The organism is Novosphingobium sp. B1 (assembly GCF_900176395.1).
Lineage (GTDB): Bacteria > Pseudomonadota > Alphaproteobacteria > Sphingomonadales > Sphingomonadaceae > Novosphingobium.
Genome location: NZ_FWXL01000001.1, coordinates 63,616 through 88,193, shown reverse-complemented (window position 1 = coordinate 88,193; position 24,578 = coordinate 63,616). Strand labels below are relative to the sequence as shown.

The following is a 24,578-nucleotide window of genomic DNA, read 5'->3' as shown; positions in this document are numbered from 1 at the left end:
AATGGCGGTCGAACAGGTCGATTACGCCGACGGTGACGTTGCCCTCACCGGCTTTCTGGTAAAGCCCGAGGGCGCGCCCCGCGCCGCCGTGCTGGTGCTGCCAACGATCGCCAACTGCAACACGCCGATGGTCCGCCGCGCCCATATGCTGGCGCAGGCGGGTTATCTGGTGCTGATCGCGGACTTCTACGGCGTGCAGGTCCGCGATTTCGATCACGCGCGAGAGCTTGCAGCGCCCTTGCGCGCGAGCGCCGAGGGTTACCGCCAGCGCCTGCACGCAGGGCTAGCAGCCTTGACCGCCCAGCCCGAAGCGCAAGGGCTGCCCGTTGCCGCAGTCGGCTATTGCATGGGCGGGCAAGCCGCGCTCGAACTGGCGCGAGACGGGGCCGATCTCGTCCTGGCGGCAAGCTTTCACGGCTTGCTCGACACGCAGGCCCCCGCCAAGTCCGGCTCTGTCAGGGCACGCATTCTTGTTTGCCATGGCGATGCCGATCCCATGGTGCCGCGTGCGCAAGTAATGGCGTTCTGGGAAGAAATGGACGCTGCGGGCGCCAATTGGCACTTCCACAGCTACAGCGGCGTGAAACACGGATTCACCGACCCGGGCAGCGACGCGCGCGGCATGGCCGCCATCGGTTATGAAGCCAGCGCCGACCGGCAAAGCTGGGCGGCATTGCTGGGCTTGCTTGACGAAGTGCTCGGCTGACCGGGGAAGCGTTGCCGCCTCCCCTGCCGCCTCACCCGCCATGCTTCAGGCGATGGCGAGCTGCTCCGGCGTCAGCGCCATGATCGTCTCGCCTCCCGCTTCCACTTGGCGGCGCAGCGCCCCGGCTTCTGTGGTGTAGCGCGTTGCCCAGTGACGAGCGCAGGTTTGCTTGGCCTCGTAGAACGCCTTGTCCTCAGTGCCATCTGCGATCGCTGCAGCCGCGACCTTCGCCATGCGCAGCCACATCAGGCCGAGCGACACGATGCCGGTCAGCGTCATGTAGGCATAGGCGCCTGCGCCGAGGTTGTTGGGATTGCCCATCGCGTTCTGCATGAACCACATCGTCGCGGCCTTGAGTTCGCCATTGGCCTTGGCAAGGCGCTCGGCCACCAGCTTGACCGTCTCGTCGGCGGTTTCCTCGGCGCATTCCGCATCGACAAGCGCGAAGAACGCCTGGATGGCGCGGCCGCCATTGAGCGCCAGCTTGCGGCCCACGAGGTCCATCGCCTGCACGCCGTTGGTGCCTTCATAGATCATGGCAATACGGGCATCGCGCACGAACTGGTCCATGCCGTTCTCGGCGATGTAGCCGTGGCCGCCCCAGACCTGCTGCATGTCGGTAGCGACCTTGTAGCCCATGTCAGTGCCGTAGCCCTTGATCACCGGGGTAAGCAGGCTGATCAGGTCGTCGGCGGTCTGGCGCTCTTCTTCGGTTGCCGCCTTGTGCGACAGATCAACCTGCAGGGCACCCCACAGGCAAAGCGCACGCATGCCTTCAATGAAGGTCTTGGCGTCCATAAGCATGCGGCGCACGTCGGGGTGAACGATGATCGGATCGGCCTTGGCCTGCGGATCGGCCGGCCCGGTCAGCGCGCGGCCCTGACGGCGGTCGAGAGCATAGGCAAGGCCGTTCTGGTATGCGACTTCGGCCTGCGCCAGCCCCTGCATGCCCACGCCAAGGCGCGCCGCGTTCATCATCACAAACATCGCGGCGAGGCCCCTGTTCTCCTCGCCGACCAGCCAGCCCTTGGCGCCATCGTAGTTCATGACGCAGGTGGCGTTGCCGTGGATCCCCATCTTCTCTTCGATGGAGCCGACGGTCACCCCGTTCTTCTCGCCGAGCGATCCATCGTCATTGACGATGAACTTCGGGACAATGAACAGCGAGATGCCCTTGCTCGATTCCGGCGCGCCGGGCGTCTTGGCAAGGACGAGGTGGATGATGTTGTCGGTCAGGTCATGGTCGCCGGCCGAGATGAAGATCTTGGTGCCGGTGATGGCATAGGACCCATCGGCCTGCGGCTCCGCGCGGGTGCGGATCATGCCGAGGTCGGTGCCGCAGTGCGGCTCGGTCAGGTTCATCGTGCCGAGCCATTCGCCGGTGACCATCTTCGGCAGGTACTTGGCCTGCTGTTCGGGCGAGCCCTTTGCGATTATCGCCGAGATCGCGCCATTGGCAAGGCCCGGATACATCGCAAACGCCTGGTTGGCGGTGGCGAGGAAGGTTTCCATGATGAAGCCCATCACGTGCGGCAGCCCCTGCCCGCCGAACTGCTCCGGCGCGGAAAGCGTGCCCCAGCCACCCTCGACGTACTGGCGATAGGCATCCTTGAACCCGGTCGGCGTCGTCACGCTGCCATCGGCATGACGGGTGCAGCCTTCCCGATCCCCGGAAAGATTGAGGGGCGCAATCACTTCGGAAACGAAGCGGCCGGCTTCCTCGATGATCGCATCGGTCATGTCCGGCGACGCGCTTTCGAAGCCCGGCAGGTTGCCGTAGCTTTCGAGGCGGATCAGTTCGTTGACGACAAAACGGGTGTCGCGGGTGGGCGCGTTGTAGATCGGCATGTTGTCCTGTCCCTTTAGACGTCAGGATTGCGGCCTTCGGACCGCTCCTTGGCAATGACGAGATCGACGAAGCTGGTCAGTTCATCGATGGTCGCAGCAATGTCAGCCTGCTGGCGGCGCAGATTCTCGATCCGTTCGCGACACTTGGCGATGGTAACGCGGCGCTGTTCGGCGCGGCCATCTCCCATGTCGTAGAGATCGATCATGTCGCGGATTTCGGCCAGGCTGAACCCGACGTTCTTTGCCCGCATGATCCACGCCAGGCGCGCACGATCCCGCTTGGAGTAGATACGGGAAAGCCCCACACGCTCGGGTGCGATCAGCCCTTCATCCTCGTAAAAACGGAGCGCACGCGCGGTTACGCCGAATTCGCCTGAAAGATCGGAAATCGTGAACTGGTCACGCTTCAGGGCATCGGGCTGATCGAGATGGCCAGTGTGCTCGGATGCGGGCGGAATCGCGACGGCTTGCTGTGACATGCCAACAAGCTAACTAACCTTTACGTAAGCGTCAATCAGCGATGCGCTCGAGATTGCGATCCTTGTTCAGTCGCCGATAGAAGCAGGTGCGCGCCATGGTGTGGCATGCAGGACCCGCGGGCTCGACTCTCAACTCAAGCGCGTCCTGGTCGCAATCCACGCGGATCTCGATGATCTTCAGCACGTGGCCCGACGTTTCACCTTTCATCCAAAGCTTTCCGCGCGAACGAGAGAAGAAGTGCGCGAACCCGGTTTCCTGTGTTTTCGCAATGGCTTGGCTGTTCATGTGGGCAAGCATCAGCAGCTCGCCGGTACGATGGTCGACGGCGACGGCGGTTAGCAGGCCGTTGGCATCGAAGCGCGGCAGGAATTCAGCGCCCTGCTCGCGCCGGGCGGCATCTTCGGACTGGGACAAGAGCGTATGACCTTTCCTTCGCCAAACATGGCGGTTTTGTTGCAGGATAACCACACAGCATGGATAAATCCACGCCTGCGCATACTATTTGCTTCCGTCGCGGTCATGAATGGGTGATGAAGTCTCAGCGGTTTGAGGGAACCGCGAACTGAACTGTCAGGCAAAGTGGCAATCACCACAAAGGCTTGGCACTGGACCGAGCGCCAACGTTCAGGGAAACTTGATGAGGGACCAGATGGCATCCCCAGCAGCAGGCTTCAATGGCCGCGCGGGATGTCAACTGGATGTTGAGGGACCAAGGCGAGACGACTGGGGGGTCGTCGTTATTGCGAGCCACGCAACGCCCGCGAAAATTCGTCACGAGGACGCCCGGGACTGTCGTTCCGGGCGTTTCCTTTTTGCGCTCAGGCTTCCATCAACGTGAAATCTGCAGGACCATTGGCGCCTGCAGTGTCAAGCGCTTCGTCAAGGACGCGCGCAAAGCAGGCGATGCGAACCTGCGCTACCTTGGCCTTTCGCAAAGCGGTCATGCAGGCGCCCGTCGTCGCCCCGCTGGTCATCACATCGTCGACGAGCAGCACGTTGGCCCCCGCCAGGCGAGATAGCCGCGATGGCGCCGCAGTGATCGCGCCCGAGAGCGTGCGCGCGCGCGCCTTGCGGTTCAATCCACCGAGCGAGGGAGTGGCTTTCGTACGCACGAGCGCGTCGACCAGCAGATGCTGTCCGGTGCTGCGTGCGATCGCTTGCGCAAGCATAGCCGACTGGTTGAAGCCGCGCTGCATCAATCGCCAGCGGTGGAGCGGGACCGGAACAACCTGCCACTCACCCTCCAGCGGCGGCAGTCGTGCTATCATCATCCGCGCCATCATCGGGACTAGGCCGATCCGGCGGCCATGCTTGAGCGAGAGCACGAGTCGGCGCGACGGTTCGTTGTAGAGCGTGGCAGCGGCGATGCCGGCGTGCTTTGGCGGATCGGCCATGCACGGCGCACAAACCAGTTCCGCTTCGGCGCCATGCGCCTCGCCCATCGGCCGCTGGCACAATGTACAGGAGGTACCCGACGGCACGACCAGCTTGCCCCAGCAGCCCAGGCACAGCCCGCCGTGGATCGCGACCGGGTCTCCACACAGCGGACAACGCGGCGGGAAGACGAAATCGACAATGGGAGCAAGGGCCGATGTCAGTCGCATGGCCATACCCTCGCACGATTGCGCCTCTTGGCAAGCGCGCCGCAGCAGGGCAGTGCCCTCAAATGGCGAGTACACCCCCAACAATTTTCGCTCCAAACCGGCGCAATGCTGTCCGACGCCGCATGGCGAAGCTTCAGGCCATGCCAGACGCGCCGCGATACATCCTCGACGACATGGTGGAGGACTCGCTGGAGCGGCTGTCCTTCCTGCGCCATGAGCCTGCTCGCGCGCTGATCATCGGCGACTGGAGCGGAGCGCTTGCCGCGCAACTGCGCAGCACCGGGTGCACAGTCATCAATGTTGACCCTGCCTTGGGCGCAGATCCGCTGAACGAAGAGGCGCCCTATGCCTTTGCCGAGCCGTTCGATTTCATCGCCAGCCTTGGCACGCTCGATACGGTGAATGACCTGCCCGGCGCGCTGGTCCACCTACGACGCGCACTCGCCAACGGCGGCTTGATGATCGCGAGCTTCATGGGTGCTGGGTCACTGCAGACCTTGCGCGCGATAATGCTGGAAGCCGATGCTGAGCGCCCTTCCCCCCGCATCCACCCGCAAGTCGACGTGCGCGCCGGAGGGCAGTTGCTGCAGCGCTGCGGATTTGCCGACCCGGTGATCGACAGCCACGCGCTGCAAGTGCGGTTCAGATCACTCTCAGGTCTTCTCGCCGACATTCGCGCGCAAGGGCTTGGCAACGCGCTGGCGAACCCGGGAGCGCCGTTGGCCAGGAAGGCACTTGCGCGGGCGATGGAAGCCTTCGACGCGCGGCGCGAGGCGGATGGCAAGGTGACCGAACGGTTCGAGATCCTGACTCTAAGCGGGTGGGCAAAACCCTTGCGGCCACCCAAGTTCTGAACGGCCCGCCAGAAATCCGGTGCGCCTCATTGGCGTGCTCCCATGGGGAGACACGCCAAGGCAGGTCATCAGCCCAATGCGGCCTGTGCCGCGGCCAGACGGGCAATGGGCACACGGTAGGGGCTGGCGGAAACGTAATCGAGGCCGGTCTTCTCGCAGAAAGCGATCGAGGCCGGATCGCCGCCATGCTCTCCGCAGATGCCGAGCTTGATGTCGGGCCGCGTCTTGCGGCCGCGTTCGGCAGCCAGTTCGACGAGTTGGCCGACGCCCTCGATATCGAGGCTGACGAACGGATCGCGCGGGTAGATGCCCTGATCGACATAGGGGTTGAGGAAGCGCGCGGCGTCGTCGCGGCTGACGCCAAGCGTCGTCTGCGTGAGATCGTTGGTGCCGAACGAGAAGAACTTGGCTTCTTGCGCAATCTCACCCGCCATCAGCGCGGCGCGCGGCAGTTCGATCATCGTGCCGACCATGTACTCCAGCGTCCGGCCCTTCTCGGCGAAGACGTCCGCAGCGACCCGATCGACGAGCGCGCGCAGGATCTCGAGTTCCTTGCGCGTGGCGACGAGCGGGATCATGACCTCGGGGATCGGCGCCTCGCCGCTCTTGTCGGCAACGTCGCAAGCCGCTTCGAAGATGGCGCGGGCCTGCATCTCGTAGATTTCGGGGAAGGTGATGCCGAGGCGGCAGCCGCGGTGGCCGAGCATCGGGTTGAACTCGTGGAGTTCCCCGGCACGACGCTTGAGGTGCTCGACGCCAAGGCCGGTGGCTTCGGCCAGCTCGGCAAACTCGGCATCGGCGTGGGGCAGGAATTCGTGCAGCGGCGGATCGAGCAGGCGGATCGTGACGGGCAGGCCCGCCATGACCTCGAAGATCGACTGGAAGTCGCTGCGCTGTTCCGGCAGCAGCTTGGCCAGCGCCGTGCGGCGGCCAGCTTCGTCATCGGCGAGGATCATCTGGCGCACGGCACTGATGCGCCCCGCTTCGAAGAACATGTGCTCGGTGCGGCACAGGCCGATGCCTTCGGCGCCAAACTGGCGTGCGACCTGGCAATCGAGCGGAGTTTCGGCGTTCGTACGCACCTTCATGCGGCGATGCTTGTCGGCCCAGACCATCAGCGTGCCGAAATCGCCGACCAGTTCCGGTTCGACGGTGGGCACGAGACCAGCCATGACGTCACCGTTCGAACCGTCGAGGGTGATGACATCGCCTTCCTTGATGTCGCGGTTGCCGATGCGGGCGGTACGCGAGGCCATGTCGATCGACACGCCCGATGCGCCCGACACGCAAGGACGGCCCATGCCGCGGGCGACCACGGCAGCGTGGCTGGTCATGCCGCCGCGCGCGGTGAGGATGCCCTTTGCCGCGTGCATGCCGTGGATGTCTTCCGGCGAGGTTTCGACGCGGACGAGGATGACGGCATCGCCACGCTCGGCGCGGGCCTGTGCGGTATCGGCGTCGAACACCACCGCGCCTGAAGCGGCGCCCGGCGATGCGGGAAGGCCCTTGGTCAGCACGTCGCGCACTGCCTTGGGATCGAGCGTCGGGTGCAGCAACTGGTCGAGCGCCATCGGATCGATGCGCTTGATGGCAGTCGCCTCGTCGATGAGGCCTTCAGCCACCATGTCCACCGCCATCTTGAGCGCAGCCTTGGCAGTGCGCTTGCCCGAGCGGGTCTGCAACATCCACAACTTGCCCTGCTCGACAGTGAACTCGATGTCCTGCATGTCGCGATAGTGCTTTTCCAGCAGCTCGAACACGGCAGCGAGTTCACCATAGGCGCCGGGCATCGCCTCTTCCATCGACAGCGGCTTGGCCCCTGCCCGCTCGCGCGCGGCAAGCGTCAGGTACTGCGGGGTACGGATGCCCGCGACGACGTCCTCGCCCTGGGCATTGACGAGCCACTCGCCGTAATAGGCCTTCTCGCCAGTCGCAGGATCGCGGGTGAAGGCGACGCCAGTGGCCGAGGTATCGCCCATGTTGCCAAAGACCATGGCCTGCACGTTGACGGCGGTGCCCCAGTCGTGCGGGATGTCGTTGAGCTTGCGGTAAACCTTGGCGCGGTCAGATTCCCAGGAATCGAACACGGCGCCGATCGCGCCCCAGAGCTGTTCGTGGACGTCCTGCGGGAACGGGCGGCCAAGCTGGTCTGCCACGATGGCCTTGTATTCGCCGACGAGCGCCTGCCAGTGCTCTGCGCCCAGTTCAACATCATTGAAGAAGCCGTTGTCTTCCTTGACGATTTCCAGCGCGTCCTCGAACCGGTGATGATCGAGGCCGAGCACCACGTCGGAGTACATCTGGATGAAGCGGCGGTAGCTGTCCCAGGCAAAGCGCGGATCGCCTGACCCTGCGGCAAGGCCCTCGACAGTCTGGTCATTGAGGCCGAGGTTGAGGACGGTGTCCATCATGCCGGGCATCGAGACGCGCGCGCCCGAGCGGACCGAGACGAGCAGCGGGTTGGTGGCATCGCCGAAGGTGCGACCGGTAGCCTTTTCGATGTGGGCAACGCCATTGGCCACGCCTGCACGCAAGGGCTCGTCAAAGGTCTTACCGCTGGCGTTGTAGGCCGTGCAGACTTCGGTGCTAATGGTGAAGCCCGGGGGCACCGGCAGACCGATGCCCGCCATTTCTGCAAGGTTCGCGCCCTTGCCGCCGACGATGGTCTTGTCCTTGGCCCGCGCGTCCGAAGACGATGCGCCGCCGCCGAAATGGAATACGTATGCGCTCATGCCGCCAACGAGGCTCCCTGCGTAAGTCTGTTCTTGCCGGAACGGGCCCGGAGTCGGCCCGCTCTTAGCCCTCTATGCGCGAAAAGTCCGCAACTTTGTGCACTGCAGCACGGAACCGGTCAAGCAGCGCCAAGCGACTGGAACGCTTGTTAGCGTCCGCATCATTGACGGTCACCTGATCAAAGAACGCGTCGATGGGAGCGCGCAGGCTCGCCAGCGCCGCCATGGCCGCAGTGAAGTCCTCTGCCGCAACGGCGCCTGCCGCCTGCGGTTCCGCAGAATTGAGCGCGTCGACCAGTGCCTGCTCGGCAGGTTCGCGGGCGTAGTTACATTCGGGATGCGCGAACTGCGCAGCGACGCCTTCGAGCGCGGGATCATCGACCAGCGCGAGCGGGTCTTCCTCGCCGGTGGGCGGGACGACGCCCTCGCCTTCCGACCCGGCGTTGGGGTTGGCGGCGAAGCCTTCCTTCTTGAGGATGTTGGCTGCGCGCTTGTATCCTGCGAGCAGGTTGGTGCCATCCTCTGTGCCGACGAAAGCCTGCAGGGCATGGACGCGGGCGAGCAGGCGGACGAGATCGTCCTCGCCGCCGAGCGCGAACACGGCGTCGATAAGGTCGTGGCGGACGCCGGCTTCGCGTTGCTGGACCTTGAGGCGGTCGGCGAAGAAAGCAAGGAGGTCCTCCGACGCATTTTCGACGGCAATGGACTGATTTCGATACAGTTGAGCGGCTGCGTTGAACAATTGGCCGAGTGACAAACGCAGGTTGTTCTCAGTGATGAGGCGGATCGATCCGAGGGCTGCGCGACGAAGCGCAAACGGGTCCTTCGAACCGGTGGGCTTGAGGTCGGCACCAAAGAAACCGACCAGCGCGTCCACTTTATCAATTAGCGCAGTGACAATCGACGGCCCTTCGGAAGGCACAGCATCAGCCTGCCCTGCGGGCTTGTAGTGATCGCGCACGGCTTCGGCGACGTTAAGCGGCAGGCCCTCTGCCTCCGCATAATATCCCCCCATGAGACCTTGGAGCTCAGGAAACTCGCCAACCATCTCAGTCACTAGGTCCGACTTTAGAATACTCGCGGCCTGCTTCGCGGCGGGGACCGAAGCACTCAACTGACCCTGCAAATCATCGACCAGCGACACGAAGCGTTCATGACGCTGCGCCACTGTTCCAAGCTTTTCGTGGAAGGTAATGCGGGAAAGCTTCTGGGCTTGCTCGGCGAGTGGCTTCTTCTTGTCCTGCTCCCAGAAGAAGCGGGCATCGGACAGGCGCGCGGCGAGGACCTTGCGGTTGCCGTCGACTATGGCGGCGCCGCCGTCCTTGGCTTCGATGTTGGCGGTGCAGACGAAGGCGTTGGCGAGCTTTCCGGCGCTATCGCGGCAGATGAAGTACTTCTGATTGACGCGCGCGGTGAGCTGGATGACCTCGGGCGGCACGTCGAGGAAGGCTTCGTCGAAGCGCCCTAGCAGCGGGACCGGCCACTCGGTGAGGCCGGCGTTCTCGATCACCAGACCTTCGTCCTCGACCAACACGAGCCCTGCGGCTTCAGCGGCGGCCTTGGCCTTCTCGCGCACCATGGCCTCGCGTTCGACATGGTCGACGATGACGTGGCAGGCGCGCAGCTTTTCGGCGTAGTCGCTGGCGCTGCCGATGGTGATTTCGCCGGGGCAGTGGAAGCGATGGCCGCGCGTGGCGTAGCCGGACTTCACGCCGCTGATTTCGCACTCTACCAGATCTTCGCCGAGGATGGCGACTATGCCCGAGAGCGGGCGCACCCAGCGCAGGGATTCCGTGGAGAGCGAGGCTGCGCCCCAGCGCTGGCTCTTGGGCCAGGGGAAGGCGCGGATGATGGCGGGGATGGCTTCGGCGAGCACGTCCTTCGTCGCGCGGCCGGGCTTTTCGGTAACGGCGAACCAGACGCCATCGCGCTGGGTCAGCTGGTCCTTGGTCAGGCCGGTCTTGCGCAGGAAGCCTTCGAGGGCCTGTTCGGGGGCGGAAGTCTTCGGGCCCTTGGTTTCCTCGGACACGGCCTCGGTCGCCAGTGGCAGGTCGCGGGCGATCAGCGCCAGGCGGCGCGGGGTGGACCAGACGGTGATGTCGCCCGCCTTGAGGCCAGCGGCGTCAAGCTGCTTGCGGAACAGCTTTTCGAGATCGGCGCGGGCGCCTGCCTGCATGCGGGCCGGGATTTCCTCGCTGCGCAGTTCGAGAAGGAAATCGGTCACTTGCTCCACTCCGGGTACTTGGCCGCCCATTGGTCGGCGTTCTTTTCCATGTAGGCCTCGCAAGAGCCGCGCGCGAGATCGCGGACGCGGCCCATGTAGCTGGCGCGCTCCTGCACCGAGATCACGCCGCGGGCCTGCAGCAGGTTGAACAGGTGGCTGGCCTCGATCGCCTGCTCATAGGCGGCGATGGGGACGCCAGCATCGAGGCTGCGCTTGCACTCTTCCTCGGCGCGGCGGAAGCCTTCGAACAGACTGTCGGTATCGGCGACCTCGAAGTTCCACTTCGACATCTGCTTCTCGTTCTCGAGAAACACATCGCCGTAGCTGACGCCGTGATTGTTGAATTTCAGGTCATAGACGTTGTCGACGCCCTGGATGTACATGGCGAGGCGCTCAAGGCCGTAGGTCAGCTCGCCCGCGACGGGCTTGCAATCGAAGCCGCCCATCTGCTGGAAATAGGTGAACTGGGTGACTTCCATGCCATCGCACCAGACTTCCCAGCCAAGACCCCATGCGCCCAGCGTGGGGGATTCCCAGTCATCCTCGACGAAGCGGATATCGTGCACCAGCGGGTCGATGCCGATCTCGACGAGGCTCTGCAGGTAGAGTTCCTGCAGGTTCTCGGGGCTCGGCTTCAGGATCACCTGATACTGGTAGTAGTGCTGCAGGCGATTGGGGTTTTCGCCGTAGCGGCCGTCGGTCGGGCGGCGGCAGGGCTGCACGAAAGCGGCGTTCCATGGCTCCGGCCCCAGGGCGCGCAACGTGGTCGCGGTGTGGAAGGTCCCTGCCCCCATGCGCATGTCATAGGGCTGGAGGATCAGGCAGCCCTGCTCACTCCAGAAAGCATGAAGGCGCAGGATCATGTCCTGCAGGCTGAGTGGTGCTTTATCAGTATCGGCCATGGTCGCGCGGCTTTGGCCGATGCGCCCGCCCAAATCAACCGGGAAGCACCGTTTTCACGCCTCTGTCAGGTCTTCTTGACACAGTCAGCGAATCACGACATATTGTCAGCATAACCTGACATATGGACAGGTCACCATGACATGAACAACCGGTTGAGAGTCTTGCGTGCGGAGCGGCAATGGAGCCAGGCCGACCTCGCCTTGCATCTCGACGTTTCGCGGCAGGCGGTGAACGCGATCGAGACGGGCAAGCACGATCCCTCGCTCCCCCTCGCCTTCCGTATCGCGCGCCTGTTCCAGCTTCGTATCGAGGAGATCTTCGATGATGGTTTCCAACATGACTGACGACCAGATCGACCCGCCTGCCATGAGCCTCGGCAAGCTCGCCATGCGCATGTTCGGCGCAACGGTGGCGGCCGTGTTCTTCTCCGGCGCTGCGGCCGGCCTGTTCGATGCGTTTGGCAAGGAAGAGCAGGTCAAGCCGGCGGGCTGGGTGATCATGGGCGTGTTCGCTGCCCTCACGCTGGCTGCATTCTGGTTCGCTTGGGTGAGCGCGCGACGGTATTATCGCGAGAATGGCCCGCTCACACCCCGCGCCCGTCGCGCGACGATCAGCGCGGTGGTGGCAACCGCGATCGGGCTGCTCATGGGGGTGTGGATGAGCTTCGCAAGCGACGCGCCCGAACAGCCGTTCGACATGGCCGCCGGGCCTCTGCCCTCTGGCGTTGCTGCGGCGCTTATCGCCGTTATCGTGGTCGTCATCGCGCCGATCACATGGTTCTGGCACCGCAACATCGACGAGCATGAGGAGCAATCCTACCGCACCGGGGCCTTGGCAGGGCTTTACTTCTACAGCGCCGTGACGCCGATCTGGTGGCTGGGCAATCGCGGGGGCTTTCTGCCTGCGGTTGATGGAATGACGATCTACCTGGCCACCATGGCCATATGGGGCGCGATCTGGTTTCGCCAGCGCCATCTCTGAAGCCTGACCTTCAAACCTTCATTTCCCTGCAACCTGTTCACGGGCAAAAGGAGCCTGATGATGAAACGCGCCTTTCGTACATTCGCCGCGACGATTGCCCTCGCCGCTCTGTCCTTCGCCGGATCTGGCAGCGCGCAGGCACCTGCTGCGACTGCGGCAGCCCCCGCGCCGAAGCAGGTCAAGCCGGCACTGTGGAAGGTGGCCGACGAGGACACCACGATCTACCTGTTCGGCACGATCCACGCCCTTCCCAAGGGTCTGACCTGGCTGGATGGTCCGCTTCAGCAGGCGCTGGACAGTTCGTCGGAACTCGTAACGGAAATTCCCGAGGCGGCGGGCGAACAGCAGAAGGCGGTGATGGCGATAGGTTTGCTCAAGGGGGAAACATTGCGCTCGCTCATGAGCGAGACGGATCGCACCGCCTACGAAGCATTGCTGGCCCGGTTGAAGATTCCCGCCGAAGCATTCGACCAGCTCGAACCGTGGCTTGCCGGCATCACTCTTGGGGTCATGCCATACGCGATGGCGGGATATGGAGCGGAATCCGGAGCCGAAGCAGTGTTGCGCAAGGCCGCTTTGGCCAAGGGCAAGAAGCTCGGCGCGCTTGAAACCATCGATTACCAGCTGGGACTGTTCGATCAGTTGCCGCGCGAGGCGCAGCTCAAGTTTCTGGGTGAGGCAGTGCGCGACTTCGACAAGAGCTTTGCCATCATCGGCGCGATGACCGACGAGTGGGGCACGGGCGATCCCGAGGGCCTTGGCAAGCTGATGAACGAGAACATGGACGATCCGGAAATGGCCGAAACACTGCTGTACCAGCGCAATCGCAACTGGGCCGGATGGATACGCAAGCGCCTGGACCAGCCCGGCACGGTTTTCATCGCCGTGGGCGCAGGGCATCTCGCCGGCCTGAACAGCGTGCAGGATGTGCTCAAGCAGCAAGGCGTGGCGTCCACCCGCGTGCAATGAATGCCGTGAAGCGCCTTGTCCCGCGCCTGTTATGGGCTGTCGTCCCGGCGCTGGTGCTGGGCATGGTCTTCGCCTGGCTCGAAAGGGGCAAGGCTCCGGCAGAACAGGCGACCCGCGTGGCACTCTGGCAGATCGAGGATGGCACCGGAGCAGTGCACGGCTATATGCTTGGCACCGTTCACGCCCTGCCCCCGCAGGTCGAGTGGCTTCGCCCCACCATCAGCAAGGCGCTCGAACGATCCGACCGGCTGGTGCTGGAAATTGCCGAACCGCTTGACCAGATGGTGGCGGGCGATGCGCTGGCCGATCTTGCCGGAACCGAAGGCCTGCCTCCACCCTCGCAACGCCTGGCGCCGCCCTACCGTGCAAAGCTGGCGCAGGTCTATCGCAAGCTAGGTCTCGACGATGGCGACTTTGCCGATACCGAAAGCTGGGCGGTGGCGCTGCAACTTGCGGCGATTGCCGGGCAGAAGGCGGGCGCCGATCCGGCAAGCGGTGCCGAACCCGCCTTGCGCAGGCTGGCAGGCAGCAAACCGGTTGCCGGGTTCGAGACGATCCACAGCCAGTTCGGCATATTCGATGCCCTCCCTGCACGGCAGCAGCAGGTTCTGCTTGAACAGGTGACCCTCGAGGCGGCCAGCGACAAGGACGAGGAAGCCGACATGGTGGCGCTATGGTTGCGCGGCGATGATCTTGGCATAGCGCGAGAAGCGAACGCTGGCTTCCTGGCCGATGCCGGCCTGCATCAAGCCCTGCTGACCGACCGCAACCGGGCCTGGGCGGATCAACTGGACGCTATGCTCAAGAGTGGCGCACACCCTTTCGTGGCCGTGGGCGCTGCGCATCTTGCGGGCTCCGACAGCCTGCAACGCCTGATGATGGCGCGGGGTTGGCAGATCCGGCGCGTGCCTTGAAAGCTTGCGTTTTGCGGCAAACCCGCTAAGGGCCGCCGCTTCCCTGTCATGGTCATCCCTGGAGGCGTGGCGGAGGAAACGTGTTTTAACATAGCTGAAGGTACTGACACATGAGCGAAACGCTTAACCTGTCGGCCGAGACGCGCGATCGGGCAGGCAAGGGAGCCTCCCGTGTTCTGCGTCGCGAAGGCCGCACCCCCGCCGTGATCTATGGTGGCAATGAAGAACCCGTCGCGATCCACCTCGAAGAAAAGGCGCTGAACAAGGCGCTGGGCACCGGCCACTTCTTCAACTCGATCGTCGAGATCACTGTGGGCGGCAAGACTGTCCGTACCCTCCCCAAGGACGTAGCCTTCCACCCGGTGACCGACCGCCCGCTGCACGCAGACTTCCTGCGCGTCTCGAAGAACGCCGAAGTGCACGTCAACGTGCCCGTCGTGTTCGCGAACGAAGACAAGTCGCCCGGCCTCAAGAAGGGCGGCGTGCTCAACATCGTTCGCCACGAGCTGGAAATGATCTGCGCCGCCGGTTCGATCCCCGATGACATCGTCGTCGACGTTTCGGGCTACGAAGTGGGCGATTCGATCCACATCAGCGCGGTGACCCTGCCCAACGGCGTGAAGCCGGCGATCACCGACCGCGACTTCACCATCGCGACGATCGTTGCTCCTTCCTCGCTGAAGAGCGAAGAAGGCGACACGACCAAGACCGAAGCCGAAGGCTGATAGTCTCGTCGCACCTGCCCCGGCAGGAGCGCAAAAAGCAGCCCTTCCAGCGAAAGCCGGAGGGGTTCTTTTTTTGCGCGCGGCAATCTGGCAAGGCGCCCCTTCGCCAACGACAGCGCGCAACAGAAGGAAAGCAGCAAGATGCAACTCTGGGTCGGCCTCGGAAATCCCGGTCCGCAATATGCGCTTCATCGGCATAACGTCGGCTTCATGGCCCTCGACACGATTGCCGAGGTGCACAATTTTGGCCCGGTGCAGAAGAAGTTCCAGGGCTGGCTGCAGGAAGGGCGGATCGGCAACCAGAAAGTCCTGCTCCTAAAGCCGGCGACGTTCATGAACGAAAGCGGCCGCGCAGTGGGCGAGGCAATGCGCTTCTACAAGCTGGGCCTTGAAGCGTTGACCGTGTATCATGACGAGCTCGATCTCGCGCCTTTCAAGGTCAAGGTGAAGAAGGGCGGCGGCACGGCGGGTCACAATGGCTTGCGTTCAATCGACCAGCATCTGGGAGCCGATTTTCGCCGTGTTCGCCTGGGCATCGGCCACCCGGGGCACAAGGACCGGGTGACAGGTTACGTACTCGGCCCCTTCGCCAAGGCCGAGCAGGATGATCTTGTCGACATGCTGGGCGCTGTTGCCTCCGAGGCCGACAGGTTGGCGGCTGGCGACGACGTGCGCTTCATGAGCGATGTGGCTCTGCGCCAGCAACGCTGACACTGCGGCAATAGTCCAGCAATGCAAATTGTAGCCCAGCCTTACAGGCGCTGCTTGTCCAAACTTACGTTAACTGCCTAAGTTATTGTTTTCATTGATCTGGCACCATCTTTGCTAAGCTTTGAGCAGATTTCACTTAACCAAAGGGGGTTAGTATGAAGATCCGTGCTCTTGCGATTGCAGCTACTGCTGCCACCGGTCTTGCAGCGGCCACGCCTGCGCACGCCACCTGGTCGCTGTTCCACAAGCACTACTGCAACTGCGGCCACAGCGGCGGCTCGAGCCTGTGCGGCGGCACCACCACCGGTGGCACGACCACGACGGGCGGCACAACGACCACCACGGGCGGGACCACCACGACAACGGGCGGCACAACGACGGGCGGCACGACTGGTGGCACGACGACCACAACGGGCGGCACCACATCTGGCGGGACCACATCAGGCGGTACGGCCGTGCCGGAACCGGGCATGCTTGGCATGATGGCACTTGGCCTGCTCGGCGTCGGCTACGCCCGCTCGCGCAAGACCAAGCCGCGCGCCTGAGCCCTCGGCGGCTCAGCCGCCTCCCTGCGCTCCATACGTTGCCAGGCTGCGCTGAAACACGACGTTTCCGGGCGCAGCCTCGGTGGCCTGCCGCAACAGGGCCAACCCGGTTGTACGATCAAGCCCGCCACGCACACGGACGAGTCCGGCGACATAGACAGTGTCGGGATCATCCGGACGCAAGGCGCGCGCCCGGTCAGCTGAGCGGATAGCCTCGGTGGGCTGACCCGAATGGCTTAGCGCCAGCGCGAGGCGCTTGTGAACATCGGCATCCTCGCCCAGTTGCAGCAGTTGCCTGTAAGCGGCCACGGCGGCCTGCCAATCTTCCCGCGCAAGAGCCGCCTGCCCCTCTCCGGCCAGCTTTGCAGCCGTGCCCTCGTTCGCCGCGACCAGCCGCGCTCGCCATGCTGCCGTATCCGGGCGGTTAAGCGCCTCTGCGGCCTTTGCGGCGATCTCAATTTCGCGCGGGCCAGCAAGAACGCTTTGGGCAAGCGGAAGCACGGTGGTGTAGGCAGACGCCGCATCACCTACGACCAGTTGTGCCTCGGCCAGCATCACGCGCGAGAAGGGATTGTTGGGCGAACGGGTCAGCGCGCGGTGGAACATGGCGCGGGCCTGCTCCGGATGGCCCGTCCGCAGCATCGCCTCGGCATAGCTCAAGCCGTTGGCAGATATCGGATCGAATGTCTTTTCCTGGCGAGAAAGCAGAGCGCGGACCTTCTCCCATTCGCCCTTCATGCTGGCGAACTGGACCTGCAGATCACGCACGCGTGTGTCATCAGGCGCCAGTTCGGCAGCTTTTGCCGTCATGGCGACCGCTGCGTCGAGCTTGCCTTGCAGATCATAGGTGGTCGCTCGCGCCAATAGCGGGTCGGGAATGCGTGGATAGCGACCGGCTGCCTTCGCCAACGTCATGTGCGCCGCATCGTAGCGTCCACGCCGCGCCGCGACGTCGGCTGACAGGAGATAGCCATCCAAATCGTCGGGGCGGGCCTTTTGGAGCGCTGCGATCTGCTGATCGGCTCCGGCAAGATCGCCGGCATCGATCAGGAAGCGGGCGTAGTCGGCAAGGAGCCGTGCGTCACCACCCTTCGCTGCTCCCTGCCGCAAGGCAGCGAGCGCGCCGACATTGTCGTCCAGGGCCAGGAGCGCGCTTGCACGAATGCGAAGCGCCGCTGGGGCTTGGTCACCACCCACGAGCGCAAGCGCCGTGGTCGGATCCCCCTTCAGCAAGGCGGCTTCGGCCTTGATCTGCCGGACCTCTGGCCGCGTTTTCGCAACACGCTCAAGACGCGCGGCAGTCGCGGCTGCACCATCGCCATCCCCAAGGCGCAGCTGCACTTCGGCAAGCATCAGCAACGGGGCAGGATCATCGCCCTTCTCGGCGAGGACGCTGGCAAGATCGACACGGGCTGCGGCTAGTTCCATGTCGGCCAGTTCCTGGCGCGCGCGGGCAAGCTTGTCTGCCGCACTGTCGCCGCACGCCGCAAGAGCTAGGACAAGCGCCAGGCTCAACGATGTCGATGCACAGTTCCACATGGCGTAATGCTATGCCTTAGATCGCTGAATCTTTCGTGAAATTCGGTTTCGGCTGCAAACGATATCGTTGTCGGGAAAGTTTACGAACGCCCTTTCATTAAGGATTACAAATGACTGAATTCGGCACTTGGCACGGATTTTGCCACGCTGCTGTTAACCAATTTCCGTCTTGCAGGAGCGTCACGATGACCATCAGCAAAGTTATTTCCGCGCTTGCTGCCGGAGCCGCCATGGCGCTTGCTGCACCAGCTTATGCAGATTCCATCACGCTTGGCTCGGGCGACATCGGCACAAGCTTCTCATTGAACTACGACGGATTTTCAGGCGGCACTGCCATCGACGGACTTTCCGGCTCGACGACGTTCAAGCTGACGGGGGTGTCAGGCAATAACTACACCGTCGACTACAGCGTCGCCAATACGAGCACATCGCCCGTCACCGGCTCTCGCCTTTCGAGCTTCGCTTTCAATACTGACCCCAACATCACTTCGGCTTCGAGCACCGGCGCCTTTGCCTACACTACGCTCTCGTCGACCTATCCCAACGGGATCGGCACCGTCGACGTCTGCTTCAAGGACGCCACGACCGGAAGCTGCGCTGGTGGCGGCAGTGGCGGATTGCTGATGGGCGAAAGCGGCACGGGATCCTTCACGCTGAGCTTCGCCGCACCCGTAAGCGCGCTGACGCTGAGCGACTTCTACGTCCGCTACCAGTCGATCTCGGGCGTCCACGGCATCACCTCGGCAAGTGGGTCAGGCACGATGACCAGCACAAGCGGGGGTTCTACCGGCGGTTCCACGGGCGGAACACCTGTGCCGGAGCCGGGCATGCTCGGCCTCTTCGGTGCGGGCCTGATCGGCCTTGCCCTTTCACGCCGCAATCGCGCGGCAAAGCGTCAGGCAATCGCCATCTGAAAAGGTGCCGCCGACAGTCCCGCAGGTTCGGTCAACGAGCCTGGGACCATCGGCGCGCCTTTGTCATCCCCGCTGCGCCGCTCGCAGGTGCCTGGCGATCGTGGCATTGGCGGGCGCCTTGCCCGCCGCTTCCTGCAGCAGACGCAGGCCTCGGGCGCGGTCCTTGCCGCTTTCCACGAGCAGCCATCCCAGCGTATCGAGCACCGATGGCTCGGCCGGGGCGACACGCCAGGCCCTCTCGGCAAAATCCAGTGCCTTGGCCGTATTGCCCAACTGCCCCTGCGCATAGGCCATGTTATTGAGCACCAATGGGTTCTTGCCATCCGTCACGGCGAGAATGCGCTCATAGGCGGCAATGGCATCACCCCAGTTCGATTGCCGCATTGCGGTGTCTGCCTGCGCCAGGGTCGCAGCGAGCGCCTGTGGCGATGGAAAGCGCGCCTTCTGCGCAAGGATGGCCGCCTCGGGATCGCCCGACTTCTCGGCGGCAGTGGCCAGAAGGCGAAGGTCCTCGGCATCGGCGGTGCGTACCTCGGCAAAAGGTCGCATCGTCTCGGTTGCGCCGCTTGCGTCGCCTGCCGCCAGTTGCGCCTTGGCCAGTTCGCGGCGAAGCGTCGCGCTTTGGGGATTGAGCGTGAGCAAGGGCTGCAGCCGGGCGCGGGCCTGTTCGGGTTGCTTCAGCCTGACCAGCGCCTGCGCATAGAGAACGCTGGCCTCTTCGCGATCTGCCAACTGGCTCTCGTTGGCCTGGAGGATGCTGCGGACAGCCGACCAATCTCCGCGCGCAGCCGCGGCTCGCGCCTGAAGATAGGCAACCTGTCCACCACCACGAACGTCGGCCAGCGCGGCAAGCACCTTGTCCATCTCCGCGTTCCGGCCAAGATCGCCCAGTACGGCAGCCTTGCCCGAAAGCGCGGCGAGATTGCCGGGATACCCCTTCGCGGCAGCGTCGTAAGCGGCCAGAGCCTGCGCCAGCCTCCCCTCCGCGGTCGCGACCTCGGCGTCGGCAAGATAGGCATCAAGCGAGCCGGCATCGGCTGCGCGGGCGCGGTCTGCGAGCGCGCGGGCTTGCCCCAAATCCCCGTTCATGAGCCTGAATCGGGCATGATCTGCCAACAGGCGTGCATCGGCTATCCCGGCAGTCCCCTGTTCAAACGCCTGCGCGGCTGCAGTGCGATCATCCTTGGCGAGGTAGGCCAGCGCGCGAATGCGCTGGGCGGCTGGCGATCTTTCCTGACCGAGCGCAGCAAGAGCCTCGTCCGGCAGGCCCCGCATGAGCGATGCCTCGCCCGCAAGCAGCGCGAAATCTGCCGGGCGCCGGTTCTGCGGGAGTTTCTCCAGCGACGCTGCGGCGGCAATGCCATCACCGAGCGCAAGGGCGTTTCGCGCGTGAAGTTCCAGCAGCGCCGGGTCTGCGGGCGCGACCTGCAAGGCTGCCGCAAGATCGACCTCGGCAGCGCGGTAATCGTGGGCAGCATAAGATTCGCGAGCGCGCGCTGCACGTTGCTCAGGGGTATCAGTGCATGCCGTGACGAGCAGCGGCAAAGTCAGCAGCAGGGCGCGCAATCTCATCAGGACACTCCGGGAAGAGTGCCCTTGCCTACGCGCAACCACCTAAGGAAATGATAAAATTGCCTTATCCGGCCCAGCCGGCGATCCGCCTGGCATCGATGCCGATGCCGAGTGTGAAGGTCGATCCAACCGCCTCGACCACCGCTGTATGCCGATCAAGGCCCAGCAGTTCGCGCAGGCGGACCGTGACTTCGACACCGGTGCAATGCCCCCCGAGGAGGTAGCGCAGTCCCTTGAGCCTCGCTGCGGTTTCGACCAGGACGCTGTCAGGCCTGTCAAACAGGTGAATGCCGCCGATTACTGCCAGGATTGACCGGCTGCCGGTCAGCGTGCGCGCCTGCTCGGCGATGTTCATGATCCCGGCATGTCCACAGCCGGTCACGATCACGGCTCCCTCCTCGGTGGGAATGATCAGCGAACTGTCTTCGGGCACGGTGTCCGCAAGCTCGGTGCCGTCGCGTCGCAGGAACAGTCCGGGACTTACGTTGCGTTCGTCATAGATGCGCCTGACCGGGCCACCGAACCAGGCACCTGGCGCAATTTCGACTGGCCCTGCGTGTTCGATGATGTCGGCACCGGTTTCGCGATAGGCCGCAGCGGTCGCTATGAAACTGTTGGCAGCGATCCCCTTGGCGAAACGCTGCTCAAAGATTCCGGCGCCGACGTGCAATCGTGCCAGTGCCCTTGGGTTGCGCGCCAGCATGGCTCGCCGCAAGGTCAGCAGCCCACCAGTATGGTCTCCATGGAAATGGCTGATGACGACATCTTCGACCTGCGACAGGTCGATCCCCAGTTCTTCGGCATTGCGCAGGACAACTTCGGGTCTCGCTCCGGTATCGAACAGGATCTTGTGCCCGTCGACCTCAACCAGCGCCGAATAGCCCCATTCGCCAAAGCCGTCATCGGCCAGCATGGTCGACAGCGTGGTAACCTTGACCTTGCCGGCATCGCCGACGCGCGCCTCGGCTGGCATCGCCGAAAAGAGCAGGCAAAACGCCAGCATGACTGCAAAGTACCTTTGCAAGACCCGGACTCTCCCCTTGACCTTGAAACGATAGCATACCATCGCGCCGTCGATGTAAAGCAGGCTGCACGTCCTTTTTCGGGCCGCGTGCCGTGTCCAAGGATTTGAAGATGGGTTTTCGTTGCGGGATCGTCGGGCTTCCCAATGTCGGCAAGTCGACGCTGTTCAACGCACTGACCGAGACGCAGGCGGCGCAGGCAGCAAACTATCCATTCTGCACGATCGAGCCCAATGTCGGTAACGTCGGTGTGCCCGATCCGCGGCTCGATACGCTGGCCAAGATCGCCGGAAGCCAGAAGATCATTCCTACCCAGCTTGGCTTCGTCGACATTGCGGGCCTTGTTCGGGGGGCATCGAAGGGTGAAGGCCTGGGCAACCAGTTTCTCGGCAATATCCGTGAAGTCGATGCCATCGTTCACGTACTGCGCTGCTTCGAGAACGACGACATCCAGCATGTCGACAACAAGGTCGATCCGATTTCCGACGCCGAGACAGTCGAAACCGAACTGATGCTGTCCGATCTCGAAAGCCTCGAGAAGCGGGTGCCGGCGGCCGAGAAGAAGGCCAAGGCTGGCGATAAGGAATCCAAGATCATCGCTTCGGTGCTTGGGCAGGCGCTGGAACTCTTGCGTGAGGGCAAACCGGCCCGTCTGACGCAGCCCAGGGATGACGAGGAAGCCCGCGTCTTCGCACAAGCCCAGTTGCTCACGGCAAAGCCGGTGCTCTACGTCTGCAACGTCGAGGAAGAGAGCGCAGCAGAGGGCAACGCCTTCTCGGCGCGGGTGTTTGAAAAGGCCAAGGCCGAAGGCGCCAACGCCGTGATCGTTTCAGCCGCGATCGAATCCGAGCTTGTCGGGATGGACCCGGAGGAGCGTTCGGTGTTCCTTGAGGAGATGGGTCTGCACGAAACGGGCCTCGCGCGCGTGATCCGCGCCGGGTACGAGCTTCTGCATCTCATCACCTTCTTCACCGTCGGGCCGAAGGAAGCGCGTGCCTGGACCGTGCATCTCGGCGCCAAGGCCCCGGAAGCGGCCGGGGAAATCCACTCCGACATGCAGCGTGGCTTCATCCGTGCCGAGACGATCGCCTTTGACGATTTCGTCAGCCTAGGCGGTGAAAGCGCGGCACGCGATGCCGGCAAGCTGCGTCAGGAAGGCAAGGAATACGTGGTGAAGGACGGCGACGTTCTGCACTTCAAGTTCAACGTCTGACCGTCAAACCTGGCCCTGCGCTTCGAAGGCAGCGATGATCGGGCATGGCCCGGCATCGCCCTTGGCGCATTCCATCGCAAGCTTGCGCAACGCCTGTCGCGCTGTTTCCAGGCGGTCGATTTCCTGATCGATTGCGGCAAGGCGGGTGCGAGCCATCTCCCTTGCGCGCAGACGGTCATGCCCTGCGTCAAGCGCGAGCAGTTCTGAAATCTCGGCAAGGGTGAAGCCTGCGCCTTGCGCGCTGCGCACAAAATGAAGCCGACGCACGTCCTGCTCGCCATAATGCTTTTGCCCCTGCCGCCCGCTCTGACTTGGGCGAGGATCATCCAGCAGACCCTTGCGTTGATAGAAGCGTACGGTCTCCACGCCGACGCCCGCGCTGCGGGCGAGCCCGGAAATCGTCATCGCCATTTCTCTTGACTCCGTACCATGGTACGCAGGGTAAAGGTCATAGCATGACAAGTCCATCCAGACCGGATCGCACCGCCACGCTGTACCGCATGGTCATGCCCAAGCACATTTGCCCCTACGGCGTGAAAGTGAAACACCTGCTCGAGAGCAAGGGCTATCGGGTGGAGGACAACTGGCTCCGCACTCGCGAGGAAACCGACGCCTTCAAGGCGGAGCATGGCGTCAAGACGACGCCGCAAGTGTTCATCGATGGCGAGCGCATCGGGGGGCACGACGACACACGGCGGCATCTTGGCCTGGAGGTCGCCGATCCCGATGCTGTCAGCTATGTGCCCGTGCTTGCGGTCTTTGCGATTGCTGCAGCTCTCGCCATGGCCGTGAGTCACGCCGTTTTCGGCTCGCCCTTCACCATCAGGGCGGCAGAATGGTTCGTGGCCTTTGCAATGGCCCTGCTCGCTATGCTGAAGCTGCAGGATGTCGACCGGTTCGCGACGATGTTTCTGGGCTATGATCTGCTTGCGCGGCGCTGGGTGCCGTACGCCTACCTCTATCCCTTCGGCGAGGCGCTGGCAGGGGTGCTGATGGCGGGACGCGCCCTGCCCTGGCTCTCCATCCCGATCGCACTCTTCATCGGTACGATTGGCGGCGTCTCGGTGTTCTACGCAGTCTATGTGCAGAAGCGCGAGCTCAAGTGCGCGTGCGTCGGTGGCTCGGGCCGCGTGCCGCTGGGTTTCGTCTCGCTGACGGAAAACTTCGTCATGGTCGGCATGACATTGTGGATGCTGACCATGCCGGCGATGACTTGATCGAACGGCGTGGCACCAGCGGCCAGCCTGTGCGTTACGCCTCCGCAATGAGAGAGGAATGACGTGGTAGACAAGTCGGAACATGTGGTCCTGCTGGCAAGGCTCGGCTTTGCAGCTCGGGGTTTTGTCTACGTGCTGCTGGGCTATCTTGCGCTGACGGCCGGGACGTCGAGCGTGGACGATGGCGCTGGCGATTCGTTTCGCGTGCTGAATGCCATCCCGGGCGGATATATCGTCCTCTACATCGCAGCGGCGGGTCTGGTCGGCTATGCGCTCTATCGCCTCTCGGCGGCCTTCTTCGACATTGAACGCAAGGGTTCGTCGTTGAAGGGCATCATGCAGCGCCTCGGCTACTTTGCCAGCGCCATCGTTCATATCGCCATGGCGTGGACAGCAACCCGCATCGCTGCCGGCGCGCGCCATGCGGGCGAGGACAGTTCAAGCGAGATGGCAGCCAACGTATTGACCTATCCTTTTGGCGAAACGGCGCTGGGCGCTGTCGGGGCAGGACTGTGTGTCGCCGCCGTTCTGCAGGCAAAGAATGCCGTGACGGCCGGTTTCATGCGGCACATTTCGTCCAATGCGCCTGCAGCAACGTGCTGGATCGGCCGCGCAGGACACGCGGCCCGGGCTGTCGTGATGACGTTGATCGGCTGGTCGCTGTTGCGAACGGCGTGGTTCGGGCGCAGCAGCGAAGTTGTCTCGCTCGGTGGCGCCATCAACGACCTTCGCGACATGGGGACAGCCTTCACGCTGGTTGCAGTCGGGCTACTGCTGTTTGGCGTGTTCAGCCTGATCACGGCGCGCTACCGGATCATTCCCGACCCCGCACCCAAACCCGGCACGCTCCGCGCACTGGGTATTTAATCGGACGATTGACTTGTCAGTGCATGCAGGCAACGATG

At 63.7% G+C, this 24,578-nt stretch carries 24 protein-coding genes; 13 read left to right on the top strand and 11 right to left on the bottom strand.

Going from position 1 to position 24,578, the window contains the following annotated elements; all coding sequences use genetic code 11:
* Position 1 precedes the first annotated feature (1 nt).
* Positions 2-706, top strand: a complete 705-nt coding sequence (locus B9A23_RS00455; protein WP_084276729.1) for a dienelactone hydrolase family protein — start codon at positions 2-4, stop codon at positions 704-706.
* Positions 707-751: 45 nt separating this feature from the next.
* On the opposite strand, the gene B9A23_RS00450 is transcribed toward B9A23_RS00455, so the two are convergent.
* The 4 genes from B9A23_RS00450 to B9A23_RS00435 all read right to left on the bottom strand — a co-directional run bounded on the left by B9A23_RS00450 (position 752) and on the right by B9A23_RS00435 (position 4,638).
* Complete coding sequence (locus tag B9A23_RS00450) at positions 752-2,554, bottom strand: acyl-CoA dehydrogenase C-terminal domain-containing protein (protein ID WP_084276728.1); 1,803 nt, start codon at positions 2,552-2,554, stop codon at positions 752-754.
* A 14-nt stretch (positions 2,555-2,568) separates the two neighbouring features.
* Positions 2,569-3,033, bottom strand: coding sequence for a MerR family transcriptional regulator (locus tag B9A23_RS00445; RefSeq protein WP_084276727.1), 465 nt, complete (start codon positions 3,031-3,033; stop codon positions 2,569-2,571).
* A 31-nt stretch (positions 3,034-3,064) separates the two neighbouring features.
* Positions 3,065-3,448 carry a phosphoribosyl-AMP cyclohydrolase gene (gene hisI / locus B9A23_RS00440; RefSeq protein ID WP_084276726.1) on the bottom strand — a complete coding sequence of 128 codons (384 nt, stop codon included), beginning with the start codon at positions 3,446-3,448 and terminating at the stop codon, positions 3,065-3,067.
* A gap of 404 nt (positions 3,449-3,852) precedes the next feature.
* On the bottom strand, positions 3,853-4,638 hold the full coding sequence (locus B9A23_RS00435) for a ComF family protein (protein ID WP_084277452.1): 786 nt from the start codon (positions 4,636-4,638) through the stop codon (positions 3,853-3,855).
* Between the two features lie 62 nt (positions 4,639-4,700).
* Between B9A23_RS00435 and B9A23_RS00430 the strand changes: the two genes are divergently transcribed.
* Positions 4,701-5,492 (top strand): methyltransferase domain-containing protein, encoded by a 792-nt coding sequence (locus B9A23_RS00430; protein ID WP_084276725.1) that lies wholly within the window; start codon positions 4,701-4,703, stop codon positions 5,490-5,492.
* A gap of 68 nt (positions 5,493-5,560) precedes the next feature.
* On the opposite strand, the gene ppdK is transcribed toward B9A23_RS00430, so the two are convergent.
* The 3 genes from ppdK to B9A23_RS00415 form a co-directional block, all read right to left on the bottom strand.
* The gene (ppdK, locus tag B9A23_RS00425) at positions 5,561-8,224 is read right to left on the bottom strand and encodes a pyruvate, phosphate dikinase (RefSeq protein WP_084276724.1); all 2,664 of its coding nucleotides are present in this window, start codon (positions 8,222-8,224) and stop codon (positions 5,561-5,563) included.
* A 64-nt stretch (positions 8,225-8,288) separates the two neighbouring features.
* Positions 8,289-10,448, bottom strand: a complete 2,160-nt coding sequence (glyS, locus tag B9A23_RS00420) for a glycine--tRNA ligase subunit beta (RefSeq protein ID WP_217806568.1) — start codon at positions 10,446-10,448, stop codon at positions 8,289-8,291.
* Positions 10,445-11,350, bottom strand: coding sequence for a glycine--tRNA ligase subunit alpha (locus tag B9A23_RS00415; RefSeq protein ID WP_084277451.1), 906 nt, complete (start codon positions 11,348-11,350; stop codon positions 10,445-10,447). The genes glyS and B9A23_RS00415 overlap by 4 nt, the downstream gene beginning before the upstream one ends.
* A gap of 141 nt (positions 11,351-11,491) precedes the next feature.
* Here B9A23_RS00415 and B9A23_RS00410 point away from each other — a divergent pair, with 141 nt between their 5' ends.
* From B9A23_RS00410 to B9A23_RS00380, 7 genes are all read left to right on the top strand, one after another.
* Positions 11,492-11,695 (top strand): helix-turn-helix transcriptional regulator, encoded by a 204-nt coding sequence (locus B9A23_RS00410; protein ID WP_084276722.1) that lies wholly within the window; start codon positions 11,492-11,494, stop codon positions 11,693-11,695.
* Positions 11,673-12,332: a hypothetical protein gene (locus B9A23_RS00405; RefSeq protein WP_139797268.1), complete on the top strand. Its 660-nt coding sequence runs from the start codon at positions 11,673-11,675 to the stop codon at positions 12,330-12,332. Before B9A23_RS00410 ends, B9A23_RS00405 begins: the two co-directional genes overlap by 23 nt.
* A gap of 60 nt (positions 12,333-12,392) precedes the next feature.
* A complete protein-coding gene (locus B9A23_RS00400; protein WP_084277450.1) occupies positions 12,393-13,301 on the top strand; it encodes a TraB/GumN family protein in 909 nt (302 codons plus the stop codon).
* A gap of 5 nt (positions 13,302-13,306) precedes the next feature.
* Entirely contained in the window at positions 13,307-14,215 is a 909-nt protein-coding gene (locus tag B9A23_RS00395; RefSeq protein WP_254894903.1) for a TraB/GumN family protein, read from the top strand.
* Positions 14,216-14,325: 110 nt separating this feature from the next.
* Positions 14,326-14,940 (top strand): 50S ribosomal protein L25/general stress protein Ctc, encoded by a 615-nt coding sequence (locus B9A23_RS00390; RefSeq protein WP_084276719.1) that lies wholly within the window; start codon positions 14,326-14,328, stop codon positions 14,938-14,940.
* A 141-nt stretch (positions 14,941-15,081) separates the two neighbouring features.
* Positions 15,082-15,651 carry an aminoacyl-tRNA hydrolase gene (gene pth, locus B9A23_RS00385; protein ID WP_084276718.1) on the top strand — a complete coding sequence of 190 codons (570 nt, stop codon included), beginning with the start codon at positions 15,082-15,084 and terminating at the stop codon, positions 15,649-15,651.
* 155 nt (positions 15,652-15,806) lie between these two features.
* Entirely contained in the window at positions 15,807-16,196 is a 390-nt protein-coding gene (locus tag B9A23_RS00380) for a PEP-CTERM sorting domain-containing protein (RefSeq protein ID WP_084276717.1), read from the top strand.
* A 12-nt stretch (positions 16,197-16,208) separates the two neighbouring features.
* Here the strand turns inward: B9A23_RS00380 and B9A23_RS00375 are convergent, their stop codons facing one another.
* Positions 16,209-17,711, bottom strand: a complete 1,503-nt coding sequence (locus B9A23_RS00375) for a tetratricopeptide repeat protein (RefSeq protein ID WP_176217828.1) — start codon at positions 17,709-17,711, stop codon at positions 16,209-16,211.
* A gap of 209 nt (positions 17,712-17,920) precedes the next feature.
* On the opposite strand from B9A23_RS00375, the gene B9A23_RS00370 reads away from it, so the two are divergent.
* On the top strand, positions 17,921-18,649 hold the full coding sequence (locus tag B9A23_RS00370; protein WP_084276715.1) for a cistern family PEP-CTERM protein: 729 nt from the start codon (positions 17,921-17,923) through the stop codon (positions 18,647-18,649).
* A 63-nt stretch (positions 18,650-18,712) separates the two neighbouring features.
* Here the strand turns inward: B9A23_RS00370 and B9A23_RS00365 are convergent, their stop codons facing one another.
* The gene (locus tag B9A23_RS00365; protein WP_084276714.1) at positions 18,713-20,221 is read right to left on the bottom strand and encodes a tetratricopeptide repeat protein; all 1,509 of its coding nucleotides are present in this window, start codon (positions 20,219-20,221) and stop codon (positions 18,713-18,715) included.
* A 64-nt stretch (positions 20,222-20,285) separates the two neighbouring features.
* Positions 20,286-21,224: an MBL fold metallo-hydrolase gene (locus B9A23_RS00360; protein WP_176217827.1), complete on the bottom strand. Its 939-nt coding sequence runs from the start codon at positions 21,222-21,224 to the stop codon at positions 20,286-20,288.
* Between the two features lie 131 nt (positions 21,225-21,355).
* On the opposite strand from B9A23_RS00360, the gene ychF reads away from it, so the two are divergent.
* Positions 21,356-22,456, top strand: a complete 1,101-nt coding sequence (gene ychF / locus B9A23_RS00355; protein WP_084276712.1) for a redox-regulated ATPase YchF — start codon at positions 21,356-21,358, stop codon at positions 22,454-22,456.
* A gap of 3 nt (positions 22,457-22,459) precedes the next feature.
* On the opposite strand, the gene B9A23_RS00350 is transcribed toward ychF, so the two are convergent.
* Complete coding sequence (locus tag B9A23_RS00350; RefSeq protein WP_084276711.1) at positions 22,460-22,867, bottom strand: MerR family transcriptional regulator; 408 nt, start codon at positions 22,865-22,867, stop codon at positions 22,460-22,462.
* A gap of 44 nt (positions 22,868-22,911) precedes the next feature.
* On the opposite strand from B9A23_RS00350, the gene B9A23_RS00345 reads away from it, so the two are divergent.
* The gene (locus B9A23_RS00345) at positions 22,912-23,673 is read left to right on the top strand and encodes a MauE/DoxX family redox-associated membrane protein (protein WP_084276710.1); all 762 of its coding nucleotides are present in this window, start codon (positions 22,912-22,914) and stop codon (positions 23,671-23,673) included.
* 63 nt (positions 23,674-23,736) lie between these two features.
* Positions 23,737-24,540 carry a DUF1206 domain-containing protein gene (locus tag B9A23_RS00340; RefSeq protein WP_084276709.1) on the top strand — a complete coding sequence of 268 codons (804 nt, stop codon included), beginning with the start codon at positions 23,737-23,739 and terminating at the stop codon, positions 24,538-24,540.
* Positions 24,541-24,578 lie beyond the last annotated feature (38 nt).

Coding starts and splice junctions, on each gene's coding strand:
- B9A23_RS00455 (WP_084276729.1), top strand. CDS start 2: ATGGCGGTCGAACAGGTCGATTACGCCGACGGTGACGTTGCCCTCACC.
- B9A23_RS00450 (WP_084276728.1), bottom strand. CDS start 2,554: ATGCCGATCTACAACGCGCCCACCCGCGACACCCGTTTTGTCGTCAAC.
- B9A23_RS00445 (WP_084276727.1), bottom strand. CDS start 3,033: ATGTCACAGCAAGCCGTCGCGATTCCGCCCGCATCCGAGCACACTGGC.
- B9A23_RS00435 (WP_084277452.1), bottom strand. CDS start 4,638: ATGCGACTGACATCGGCCCTTGCTCCCATTGTCGATTTCGTCTTCCCG.
- B9A23_RS00430 (WP_084276725.1), top strand. CDS start 4,701: ATGGCGAGTACACCCCCAACAATTTTCGCTCCAAACCGGCGCAATGCT.
- ppdK (WP_084276724.1), bottom strand. CDS start 8,224: ATGAGCGCATACGTATTCCATTTCGGCGGCGGCGCATCGTCTTCGGAC.
- B9A23_RS00415 (WP_084277451.1), bottom strand. CDS start 11,350: ATGGCCGATACTGATAAAGCACCACTCAGCCTGCAGGACATGATCCTG.
- B9A23_RS00410 (WP_084276722.1), top strand. CDS start 11,492: ATGAACAACCGGTTGAGAGTCTTGCGTGCGGAGCGGCAATGGAGCCAG.
- B9A23_RS00405 (WP_139797268.1), top strand. CDS start 11,673: ATGATGGTTTCCAACATGACTGACGACCAGATCGACCCGCCTGCCATG.
- B9A23_RS00400 (WP_084277450.1), top strand. CDS start 12,393: ATGAAACGCGCCTTTCGTACATTCGCCGCGACGATTGCCCTCGCCGCT.
- B9A23_RS00390 (WP_084276719.1), top strand. CDS start 14,326: ATGAGCGAAACGCTTAACCTGTCGGCCGAGACGCGCGATCGGGCAGGC.
- pth (WP_084276718.1), top strand. CDS start 15,082: ATGCAACTCTGGGTCGGCCTCGGAAATCCCGGTCCGCAATATGCGCTT.
- B9A23_RS00380 (WP_084276717.1), top strand. CDS start 15,807: ATGAAGATCCGTGCTCTTGCGATTGCAGCTACTGCTGCCACCGGTCTT.
- B9A23_RS00370 (WP_084276715.1), top strand. CDS start 17,921: ATGACCATCAGCAAAGTTATTTCCGCGCTTGCTGCCGGAGCCGCCATG.
- B9A23_RS00365 (WP_084276714.1), bottom strand. CDS start 20,221: ATGAGATTGCGCGCCCTGCTGCTGACTTTGCCGCTGCTCGTCACGGCA.
- B9A23_RS00360 (WP_176217827.1), bottom strand. CDS start 21,224: ATGCTGGCGTTTTGCCTGCTCTTTTCGGCGATGCCAGCCGAGGCGCGC.
- ychF (WP_084276712.1), top strand. CDS start 21,356: ATGGGTTTTCGTTGCGGGATCGTCGGGCTTCCCAATGTCGGCAAGTCG.
- B9A23_RS00350 (WP_084276711.1), bottom strand. CDS start 22,867: ATGGCGATGACGATTTCCGGGCTCGCCCGCAGCGCGGGCGTCGGCGTG.
- B9A23_RS00345 (WP_084276710.1), top strand. CDS start 22,912: ATGACAAGTCCATCCAGACCGGATCGCACCGCCACGCTGTACCGCATG.